The organism is Lysobacter sp. N42, assembly GCF_004344885.1.
Genome location: NZ_SKFB01000009.1, coordinates 109,497 through 119,499, shown reverse-complemented (window position 1 = coordinate 119,499; position 10,003 = coordinate 109,497). Strand labels below are relative to the sequence as shown.

The 10,003-nt window shown below is 72.5% G+C and carries 8 protein-coding genes; 2 read left to right on the top strand and 6 right to left on the bottom strand.

What is annotated here, in order from left to right:
- Nucleotides 1–346: peptide-methionine (R)-S-oxide reductase MsrB (gene msrB / locus EYQ95_RS14950; RefSeq protein ID WP_132328015.1), on the bottom strand; the 346-nt coding region annotated here is incomplete at its 3' end.
- 132 nt (nt 347–478) lie between these two features.
- Nucleotides 479–1,120, bottom strand: a complete 642-nt coding sequence (locus EYQ95_RS14945) for a lipopolysaccharide assembly protein LapB (protein ID WP_132328014.1) — start codon at nt 1,118–1,120, stop codon at nt 479–481.
- A 33-nt stretch (nt 1,121–1,153) separates the two neighbouring features.
- Between EYQ95_RS14945 and EYQ95_RS14940 the strand changes: the two genes are divergently transcribed.
- Nucleotides 1,154–1,513, top strand: a complete 360-nt coding sequence (locus EYQ95_RS14940; RefSeq protein WP_132328013.1) for a S9 family peptidase — start codon at nt 1,154–1,156, stop codon at nt 1,511–1,513.
- 232 nt (nt 1,514–1,745) lie between these two features.
- Here the strand turns inward: EYQ95_RS14940 and EYQ95_RS14935 are convergent, their stop codons facing one another.
- Together EYQ95_RS14935 and EYQ95_RS14930 are read right to left on the bottom strand one after the other, a co-directional pair.
- Nucleotides 1,746–4,085, bottom strand: a complete 2,340-nt coding sequence (locus tag EYQ95_RS14935) for a penicillin acylase family protein (protein WP_132328012.1) — start codon at nt 4,083–4,085, stop codon at nt 1,746–1,748.
- Between the two features lie 176 nt (nt 4,086–4,261).
- A complete protein-coding gene (locus EYQ95_RS14930; protein ID WP_132328011.1) occupies nt 4,262–4,735 on the bottom strand; it encodes an Lrp/AsnC family transcriptional regulator in 474 nt (157 codons plus the stop codon).
- A 133-nt stretch (nt 4,736–4,868) separates the two neighbouring features.
- On the opposite strand from EYQ95_RS14930, the gene EYQ95_RS14925 reads away from it, so the two are divergent.
- On the top strand, nt 4,869–6,092 hold the full coding sequence (locus EYQ95_RS14925; protein WP_132328010.1) for a methionine gamma-lyase: 1,224 nt from the start codon (nt 4,869–4,871) through the stop codon (nt 6,090–6,092).
- A 116-nt stretch (nt 6,093–6,208) separates the two neighbouring features.
- Here the strand turns inward: EYQ95_RS14925 and EYQ95_RS14920 are convergent, their stop codons facing one another.
- The gene (locus EYQ95_RS14920) at nt 6,209–6,865 is read right to left on the bottom strand and encodes a thiopurine S-methyltransferase (protein WP_132328009.1); all 657 of its coding nucleotides are present in this window, start codon (nt 6,863–6,865) and stop codon (nt 6,209–6,211) included.
- Nucleotides 6,866–7,536: 671 nt separating this feature from the next.
- The gene (gene parC / locus EYQ95_RS14915) at nt 7,537–9,780 is read right to left on the bottom strand and encodes a DNA topoisomerase IV subunit A (protein ID WP_132328008.1); all 2,244 of its coding nucleotides are present in this window, start codon (nt 9,778–9,780) and stop codon (nt 7,537–7,539) included.
- Nucleotides 9,781–10,003 lie beyond the last annotated feature (223 nt).

Sequence of the window (10,003 nt, the reverse complement as noted above, 5' to 3'; positions counted from 1 at the left end):
GGCCGCCACGGTCGCGCGGGCCGTCGGGGAAGACGTGGCCGAGGTGGCTGTCGCCATGGGCCGAGCGCACCTCGACGCGGTGCATGCCGTGCGAGCGGTCCTCCAGCTCGCGGACGTGCGCGGGCTCGATGGGCCGGGTGAAGCTGGGCCAGCCGCAGCCGGATTCGTACTTGTCGGTGGACGCGAACAGCGGCTCGCCGGAGACCACGTCGACGTAGATGCCCGGCTGCTTGTTGCCGAGGTACTCGCCGCTGCCGGGCGCCTCGGTGCCGCTCTGCTGGGTGATGCGGTACTGCTCGGGCGTGAGCCGGGCGATCGCGTCCGGATCCTTGCGGTAGGAGCTCATGGGCGCCTCGTGCGTGCGGGGAACGGAGGAGATGAGGCTGTTACGGCCGATCTCAACGGCGCCAAGGCGCCTCCGCACGCCGCGCGCGGAAAAGGCCGGCACGGCGGCCGGCCCTTCCCGCGCACGCGCCGCTCAGTCCTGCGGCGCCACGCCCAGGTAGGCGCCGGCCATGCGCATGGTCGCCCAGACGTTGGTCGGGTCCTTCTTCACCGAGCGGTCGAACCAGGCCTCGGCGGTGGCGCGGTCGCCGTTGAGCAGGTAGTACGCGCCGATCTCGGCGGCTTCCTTCTCGTCGTAGTCGTCCATGGCGAGGAAGCGCTCGAACAGCGGCCTGGCACGCGCGAATTCGCGGTGCTCGACGTATTCGCGCGCCACCCGCATGACGTCGCCGGCGTCGTGCTCCTTCATGGTCAGCATGCGCTCGAGCAGCGGCCGCGCCTTGGGCCATTCCTTCGCTTCCATGTAGACCTGCGCGATGCGGTAGACATCGCTGGTCTTCTGGGTGCGGGCGAGCAGCTCCTGGAACAGCGCCTCCCCTTCGGCCTTGCGGCCGCCGAGATAGAGCACGCGGCCGACGCCGATGGTTTCCCAGCTGCCGCCCTCGGTCTGCGTGCGCGCGGCATCCAGCAGCGCGGTGGCCGCCTGCTGCGGCGCCTGGCCGGCGTACATGGCGGTGGCGGTGCGCACGGGCTTGGTCTTTGGCGCCGCGGCGCCGGTGCCGGCCATGCCGACGAGCGCCAGCGCGAGGCCGGCGGCGATCCAGTTCGACTTCATGCGTTTCCCTCTTCCTTGCGTATGTGCGGGGCGATGGACGCCACGTGGCCGCGCCGCCTCCCCGTCGCGGCGCGCGGCGATGCTAGCAGCGCGGGCGGGCGCGGCGGTCTCGGCGGTGGTCTCGCGCGGCGGGCGGCCCGACCTGGCCGGCGCGGCGCTGGCTCGCTGCGCACGCCCACGCTGCTGCTGGTCGGCGGGGCCGACAGCCACGTGCTGGAGCTCAACCGCGAGGCGCGCCGGCGGATCGGGGCGAACGTCATGCTGGAGGTGATCCCGCGTGCGACGCACCTGTTCGAGGAGCCCGGCGCCCTCGGGCAGGTGGCCGACCACGCCGCCGACTGGTTCGAGCGCCACCTGGGCCGCGAGCACGGCCGCGTGCAGCAGGCAGGTTGACCGAGGGTCGGGAGGCCGGCCGCCGCTGGCGCCCAGCTCGGCGCAGCAGGCCGACGAAGCGCGCGACGCCGTCCGTGCCGCAGCCCGCGGCCTCGCCCTGCGAGGGTCGGCATCGAGGGGCGCGGCGTCGCGCCACGCCGGTTTCAAGTGGAGCGCGGGCTGGCGCCAGCAGCGACGTCCATGGACGCCACCATTCGCGGGGATGACCCCCGCAGACGACTGTGCATCCGTCTCAGGGCGCGGCAGGCACCAGCGCGAGCCGATGCCGCGCGGGGCCCGGAAGGAACGGCGTCGCCCGCCCGTGCACCCAGTCGTCGTGGCCCGCGCCCCAGAACGGGGAAAGCGGATGCCCGCTCTGGCCGCCCGGCATGTGCGCGATCCCGCGGGCCTCGGCCCCCGGGGCGACGACCATGCGCTGCGAAGCCCCCATGTCCGGCGCCTGCGCGCGCGGCGTGAGCGTGTCGCCCGCCAGCGGCTCGGCGGGCATGCACAGGGCGCGACGTGCGAAGGGCAATGCGCCCGCGAGCGGATGGCAGATGGCCGCGGTATTGCGCTCGCCCCAGCTGCGCGCCCGCAGCGGGGCCCCGAGGTCGTCCTGCACCGCGCGTGCGGCGTCCTCGAACAGCGCGTCCCAGGACGCATGGCGCGTGGGCAGCAGGTGCGCCGGGCGCGCGGAGGCGATGGGCCAGGCCACGCCCTCGGGTTGCCGCAGCGCCGGCAGCTCCGCGTCCTTGCCCAGGGCGGCGCGCGCCGGGGCGAGCAGGCCGTCGGCGATGCGGTCGTGCACGCGCTCGCGCCAGGCGCGGACCAGCCGGTAGGCGACCGCATCGGGTGATGCGCGCGGCTCCAGCCGCGAGGCCGCCGCGGCCAGGGCCCTGAGCGAGGCCCCGGCCTCCGGGCGCGCGGCCTCCCGCTGCAGCAGCGCATGCCAGCGCTGCAGGAACAGGCTGCGGTCGTCGAGCTGCACGGCCAGCAGGTCGCGCTCGGCAAAACGCGGGCGGGCCAGCAAAGCGTCGCGGATCATGCGCGCGCGCACGGCGGTGACGTAGCCGCCGTCGCCGATCCTGCGCAGGAACGCACCGTCTACGGCGCGCGCGTTGGCTGTCCACAGCCGACCCGCGGGCGGATCGACCAGCGCCGGCGCGCCCTGTGCGCGGATGGGCCAGGGCGGGCAGGTGCGGGCGTCGGAGATCGCATGCGCCACGCAGCCGGGCGCGCGCTGCGGCACGGGGCCGATCAGCCGCCATGCGATGCGTCCCCGCCGGTCGCCCACCACCAGGTTCTGCGCCGGCAGGCCGCTGCGGTCGGCCACGGCCAGCGCGTCCTCCACCGACGCCGCGCGGGCCATGCCCAGCAGCCCGAGATTGGCCGAGCCGGGCAGGTGTGCGACCCAGCGTCGTGCCAGCGCGGAGCCATCCTTCGCGTAGTGCCCGATCGGGCCCCAGTCCGTCTCGTCCACGCGCAGGGTGACGGCATCGCCGTCCGCCACCTCGATGCGCTCGTCGATGCGGCGCCGGCCCGCGCAGCGCGCCGGCGTGCAGTCGGGGATGCGGATCCAGTCCACCCAGTCGCCGTAGCTGTTGGTGAACCCCCAGGCCACGTGCCCGTTGCTGCCCACCACGATGCCGGGCACGCCCGGCAGGCTGAAGCCGCTGACGTCGACGCGTCCGCCCGGCGCGGCGGGGTCGGGATAGCGCAGGCGCGCGCGGAACCAGATGTTGGGCACGCGCAGCGCCAGGTGCATGTCGTCGGCGACCAGCGCGCGGCCGTCGCGGGTCAGCGCGCCGGAGACGGCGAAGTTGTTGCTGCCCAGCTCCGGCGGACGCGCCTGCTCGCGCACCGTGCCGCCCGCGCGGGCGAGGGCACGCAGGTCCACGTCGGCCGGGCCCGGCAGGCGCGCATCGCCGCGCACGGAACCCTGCAGCGGCGCGTCCCAGCTGCTGCCGTCGTGCATGAGCAGTGCGACCAGCGCCGGCGGCAGCGCGCGCGCCGCCTCGGCGCGCAGGCGCTCCTGCTTCGCCGACGCATCCTGCAGGTCGTAGTACATGGCGTAGACGACCAGCAGCGAGTCTTCCGCACGCCACGGGGCCGGCCGCGCGCGCAGCAGCAGGTAGGGCCAGGGGCGCACGCGCAGTGACCGCAGCCCGGCGTTCACGCCGTCGACATAGGCCGACACGCGCCGGCGGTCCTCGTCCGGCAGCCTCGCCCAGTGCGCCCGGCTGCGTGCACGCAGGCGGTCGACCCGGTGCCCGCGGTCCACCTCGAGTGCGCGCTCGCCGAACAGCGCGGAAAGCTCGCCGGCCGCCATGCGCCGCATCAGGTCCATCTCGAAGAAGCGTTCCTGGCCGTGCACGTAGCCGAGCGCGCGGGCCGCGTCGTCGGGCGTGGACGCGCCCAGCGTCGCGATGCCCAGTGCGTCGCGCTCGATCGTCGCTGGTGCCGCAAGGCCGGGCAGGGCGGCGTCACCATCCAGGGCCGGCAGGCTCGCGCGCAGGGCCAGCCAGATACCCAGCGCGACGAGCGCGGTCAGGCCGAGCAGCATGACCGCCAGGCGGGCGAGGCGCTTTCTCATGCGGGATCCCCGGTCGAGGCGTGCATGCCCGATCCTAGCGCCGGCGGGGCGCCGCCGGGTGCCGGCGCGACGCGCGGCATGCGCGGGTCGCCATGCGGCAGCCCGCGGTCGCCGCAGCCTGCCGGCGTGGGTCATGCATCCGGCCGGCAACCAAGGCCGGCGGCCGGCTGTCCGTCTCAGCCCCCCGGAATCGGCAACTGCCGGTGCGACTTCACCGCCTTGAGCGAGAAGCTCGAATGCAGCTCCTTGACCCCGGGCAGGGCCTGCAGCGTGCCGCGCGCGAACTCGCCGTAGGCGGCCAGGTCCACCGCCACCACTTCCAGCAGGAAGTCGTAGCGGCCCGAGACGTTGTGGCAGGCGATGATCTCGGGGATGTCGTGCAGCCGCGCCTCGAAGGCCCGCGCCACCTCCTGCGAGTGCTCGCCCATCACCACGCTCACGAAGGCGGTGATGCCAAAGCCCAGCCGCGCGGCCGACAGGCGCGCCTCGTAGCCCTCGATGTAGCCGGCCTGCTCCAGCTGCCGCACGCGGCGCCAGCAGGGCGAGGGCGAGAGCGAAACGCGCTCGGCCAGCTCGGCCACGGTGAGCCGGGCGTCGCGCTGGAGTTCCATCAGGATCTGGCGGTCGACGCGGTCCAGTGGCGTGCTCATTGGAAATGTTTTCCCGGTTTCATGGCATGGGTGGATGGATCATCCACGCAAACCCCGGCTGCCGGGAACAATCGCAAGCACTTTCGAGGCCGCGCTCCCTAGCATCGACAGCCCGACCCTGCGGCGCCCCGCCATGTCCACGCCCGGCTTCTCGACCCTCGCCATCCACCACGGCTACGACCCGGCCGAGCACCACGGCGCGCTGGTGCCGCCGGTGTACCTGACCTCCACCTTCGTCTTCCCCAGCGCCGAGTACGGCGGGCAGTGCTTCGCGGGCGAAGCGCCGGGCCACGTCTACACCCGCATCTCCAATCCCACCCTCGCGCTGCTGGAGTCGCGCATGGCCGCGCTGGAGCGCGGTGCCGCCGCGGTGGCCTTCGGTTCGGGCATGGGCGCCATCACCTCCACGTTGTGGACGCTGCTGCGCCCCGGCGACGAGGTCCTCGCCGACACCACGCTCTACGGCTGCACCTTCGCCTTCCTGCACCACGGCATCGGCCAGTTCGGGGTGAAGGTCCGCCACGTGGACATGACCGACATCGCCGCGGTCGAGCAGGCCCTGCATGCCGGCACGCGCGTCGTGCTGTTCGAGTCGCCCGCCAACCCGAACATGCGCCTGGTCGACATCGCCGCGGTGTCGGCACTGGCGAAGACGCACGGCGCCACCGTCGCCGTCGACAACACCTACTGCACGCCCTACCTGCAGCAGCCCCTGGCGCTGGGCGCCGACGTGGTGGTGCACTCGGCCACCAAGTACATCAGCGGGCACGGCGACGTGACCGCGGGCATCGCCGTCGCGGCGAGCGCCGAGCTGGCGCAGCGCATCCGCCTGCAGGGGCTCAAGGACATGACCGGCGCGGTGCTCTCGCCGCAGGACGCCGCGCTGCTGCTGCGGGGCCTCAAGACGCTTTCGCTGCGGCTGGACCGCCACTGCCGCAACGCCATGGCGCTCGCGCGCGTGCTCGCCGCGCACCCGGCGGTGGCGCGCGTGCATTTCCCGGGGCTGCAGACCGACCCGTTCCACGCGCTCGCCAGGCGCCAGATGCGCCAGTTCGGCGGCATGCTCGCGTTCGAACTGCGCGGCGGGGCCGAGGCCGGCAAGCGCTTCATGAACGCCCTGCGCGTGGTGTCACGCGCGGTGAGCCTGGGCGATGCGGAGAGCCTGGCGCAGCACCCCGCCAGTATGACGCACTCGACCTACACGCCCGAGGAGCGCGCCGCGCACGGCATCAGCGAAGGCCTGGTGCGCCTGTCCGCGGGGCTGGAGGACGAAGCCGACCTGGTTGGCGACGTCCTGCAGGCCCTGGAGGCGGTGGCCTCGACGCCGGCAGCCGTAGCGCGGGCCGTCGCGGCCTGATGGCGCATGCAGGTGGCCGGCGCCAGCCACCTGCACGGCGACCGCGGTGGCGCGGACCGGGCATTCGACGCGGCTGAGATGGGCGGTCGCGCGCGCGTGAGCCGGCGCGGCGGCGCTCAGCGCCGGTCCAGGCGGTAGACCACGGTCTCCAGCCGCGTCACGCCCTCGGCCACGAAGCCCGGCTGCTCGGCGAGGATGTCGCGACGCTCGAGCACGTCGACCGACCAGGCCGGCGAATACAGCGCGCGCACCTCGTCCTCGGGCACCGCGAACGGCGGCCCGGCCTTTTTCTGCTGCGGGTACTCCAGTGTGATCAGCAGCCCGCGGCAGCCGGCGGGAAGCCGCGCGTACAGCTCGCGCGCATAGCGCTCGCGCAGCTCCGGCGGCAGCGCGATCAGCGCGGCACGGTCCAGCACGGCGCTGCAACCGGCCAGCGCGTCCGCGTCCAGCCCGAATGCATCGCCGCAGACGATGGTCACCGGCCCGGCCCGGTACTCCAGGCCATGGCGGGTCTCGACGACCTCCGGCGTGAGCCCGTTCTCGGCGAAGAAGGCCTCCACCGCCATCTGCGAGATCTCCACACCCAGCACACCGAGCCCCTGCGAGGCCAGCCAGGCCATGTCCAGCGACTTGCCGCACAGCGGCACGAATACGCGCTCACCCGCCGCCACTCCGAGCGCGGGCCAGTGCTTGAGCATCAGCGGCGTGGGCCGGTCCTGATGGAAGCCGATGCGGCCTTCCTGCCAGCGCGTGTGCCAGAAATCGGGATGCATACGATCGACGGACTCCCTGGAGCCGGTGGTTTGCGCCGCGGAAACGACGGGTGACTCGCATCCGCGAACGCGCATGTGGATCCGGACGCGGATGCGGATGCGGATGCGGATGCGGATGCTACGCCGTTATCCCTGCGTCGGGAGCCAGGCTCGGTCCCCGATGCCCAACCCCGCCGCCGGAACGCCTGGCTCGTCGTCCCCGCGAAAGCGGGGACCCAGCGCCTCCAAAGGCCAACCCGCTCCCGTAACCCCCAAGCCGTCGTCCCCGCGAAAGCGGGGACCCAGCGCCTCAAAAGGTCAACGACTCGTCGCAACCCCCGGCCGTCGTCCCCGCGAAGGCGGGGACCCAGTGTCTTGAAAGGTAGAAGCCAACCCGCCCGCTGCCACGCCAGCCATCGTCACGTGATCGCGATCAACCCGCTTCCCGCGCTACCCAGATTCATCGTCCCCGCGAAAGCGGGGACCCAGCGCCTTAAAAGGTCAACGACTCGTCGCAACCCTCCCCCAAGCCGTCGTCCCCACGAAAGCGGGGACCCAGCGCCTTACCCCATCACAGCAGAGGGCAACCCAAGCGCGTCACGTCGCACCGTCGACCGAAGGGCGTCCACCACCTCACAACGGCCCAGCAAGCCACGGCTACCTTCAACGCCGTCACGCGACCCGCCGCGCCCTCACTCCACCAGCAACCCGTCCACCTTCTGCCAGCCGCGCGGCAGCAGCCCGCCACGCGCGCCGCGCTGGCCCATGTACGTCTCCAGGTCCTTGTACGACAGCGTCATCGTGCGCGCGCCCGACAGCACGACCAGTGACTGCTCCGGCCCGACGACCACCGCATCCACCACGCGCTCGGTCCCCAGCTTGGCCTTGGGAATGTCGATGATCTTGTTGCCCTTGCCGCGGTCCATCTCCGGCAACTGGCCGATGGGGAAGGCGAGCAGGTGCCCGGCGCTGGTCGCGGCGACCACGCGGTGGCCCTTGCCGGTCTGCGCGGGCGCCGGCTGCAGCACCGACGCGTTCGGCGTCAGCGACAGCATGGCCTTGCCCGCCTTGTTGCGGCTGACCAGGTTCTCGAACTTCGTCACGAAGCCGTAGCCGTGGCTGGTCGCCAGCAGGAAATGCTGCTCGGCCTCGCCACTGGCCAGCGCCTGGAACGACGCGCCGGCGGGTGGCGAGAAGCGCCCGGTCAACGGCTCGCCGTTGCCGCGCGCGCTGGGCAGCGAATGCACCACGCTCGAGTAGCTGCGGCCCGTCGAATCCAGGAACGCCACCTGCGCGGTGCTGCGCGTGCGCACCGCGGCCAGCAGTTCGTCGCCCTCGCGGTAGCTCAGCCCGGCCGCGTCGATCTCGTGGCCCTTGGCCGCGCGCACCCAGCCCTTGGCGCTCACCACCACCGTCATCGGCTCGCTGGGCACGAGCTCGGTTTCGGAAATCGCCTTCGCCTCGCCACGCGCCACCAGCGGCGAGCGCCGGTCGTCGCCGAACTTCTTCGCGTCCGCCAGCAGCTCGTCCTTGATCAGCTTGCGCAGCTTGGCGCGGCTGCCGAGGATCGCCTGGATGCGTTCGCGCTCGGCGGCCAGCTCGCTCTGCTCGCCGCGGATCTTCATCTCCTCCAGGCGCGCCAGCTGGCGCAGCTTGGTCTCGAGGATGTAATCGGTCTGCTCCGAGGTCAGGCCGAAGCGCGCCATCAGCACCGGCTTGGGCTCGTCCTCGCTGCGGATGATGCGGATCACCTCGTCCAGGTTGAGGAAGGCGACCAGCAGGCCTTCGAGCAGGTGCAGCCGGCGCTCCACGCGCTCGAGGCGGTGGCTCAGGCGGCGCGTCACCGTGTCGCTGCGGAACTGCAGCCACTCCGCCAGCAGCGCCTTCAGGCCCTTGACCTGCGGCTTGCCGTCCAGGCCGATGACGTTGAAGTTGACGCGGTAGGTGCGCTCCAGGTCAGTGGTCGCGAACAGGTGGCCCATCAGCGGCTCGACGTCCACGCGGTTGCTGCGCGTCACCAGCACGATGCGGGTGGGGTTGGCGTGGTCGGACTCGTCGCGGATGTCCTCCAGCCACGGCAGCTTCTTGGCACGCATCTGCTGCGCGATCTGCTCGATCACCTTGCTGGGCGACACCTGGTAGGGCAACGCGGTGACGATGACGTTCTGCCCGTCCTTCACCCACGTCGCGCGTGCGCGCACCGAGCCGCAGCCGGTCTCGTACATCTGCAGGATGTCGGCGCGCGGCGTGATGATCTCGGCCGTGGTCGGATAGTCCGGGCCCTGCACGTGCTCGCAGAGGTCGCGCGTGGTGGCATCCGGGTCGTCGAGCAGGCGCACGCAGGCGCTCACCACCTCGCGCAGGTTGTGCGGCGGCACGTCGGTGGCCATGCCCACGGCGATGCCGGTGGTGCCATTGAGCAGCAGGTGCGGCAGGCGCGCGGGCAGCCAGCTCGGCTCCTCCAGCGTGCCGTCGAAGTTCGGGTCCCAGTCCACGGTGCCGTGCGCCAGCTCGCCGAGCAGTACGTCGGCGATGGGCGTCAGCTTGCTCTCGGTGTAGCGCATCGCCGCGAACGACTTGGGATCGTCCTGCGAGCCGAAGTTGCCCTGGCCCTCGATCAGCGGATAGCGGTACGAGAACGGCTGGGCCATCAGCACCAGCGCCTCGTAGCAGGCGCTGTCGCCGTGCGGGTGGAACTTGCCGATCACGTCGCCGACGGTGCGCGCGCTCTTCTTGGGCTTGGCGCCTGCATTCAGGCCCAGCTCGCTCATCGCGTAAACGATGCGGCGCTGCACGGGTTTCAGGCCGTCGCCGATGAAGGGCAGGGCGCGGTCGAGCACCACGTACATCGAGTAGTCGAGGTAGGCGCGCTCGGCGTACTCGCGCAGCGGGATCTGCTCGAAGCCGTGGAAGGTGGAGCGGGGGGAGTCGGTCATGGACGCCTTGGATGCGACGCGAGCGGCGCTCGCGATGGCGCGGGCGCGGCCCGCGGGGGAGCGATTTCGCATGGGATTCTACGTGCGCGCTGGACGCGTTCAGCATCGCAACGGCAGGTCTCAGCCGCCGCGACCGCGGCCTGCCCTGAACCTGCCGCGAGCGGACCGTTGACATCGCGCCCACCGGCGGCGAACATACGCGCCCTCGCCGGTGATGACCTCG

Excerpts from the sequence above, each read along its gene's own strand:
- EYQ95_RS14945 (WP_132328014.1), bottom strand. The coding sequence starts at position 1,120 with ATGAAGTCGAACTGGATCGCCGCCGGCCTCGCGCTGGCGCTCGTCGGC.
- EYQ95_RS14940 (WP_132328013.1), top strand. The coding sequence starts at position 1,154 with ATGGACGCCACGTGGCCGCGCCGCCTCCCCGTCGCGGCGCGCGGCGAT.
- EYQ95_RS14935 (WP_132328012.1), bottom strand. The coding sequence starts at position 4,085 with ATGAGAAAGCGCCTCGCCCGCCTGGCGGTCATGCTGCTCGGCCTGACC.
- EYQ95_RS14930 (WP_132328011.1), bottom strand. The coding sequence starts at position 4,735 with ATGAGCACGCCACTGGACCGCGTCGACCGCCAGATCCTGATGGAACTC.
- EYQ95_RS14925 (WP_132328010.1), top strand. The coding sequence starts at position 4,869 with ATGTCCACGCCCGGCTTCTCGACCCTCGCCATCCACCACGGCTACGAC.
- EYQ95_RS14920 (WP_132328009.1), bottom strand. The coding sequence starts at position 6,865 with ATGCATCCCGATTTCTGGCACACGCGCTGGCAGGAAGGCCGCATCGGC.
- parC (WP_132328008.1), bottom strand. The coding sequence starts at position 9,780 with ATGACCGACTCCCCCCGCTCCACCTTCCACGGCTTCGAGCAGATCCCG.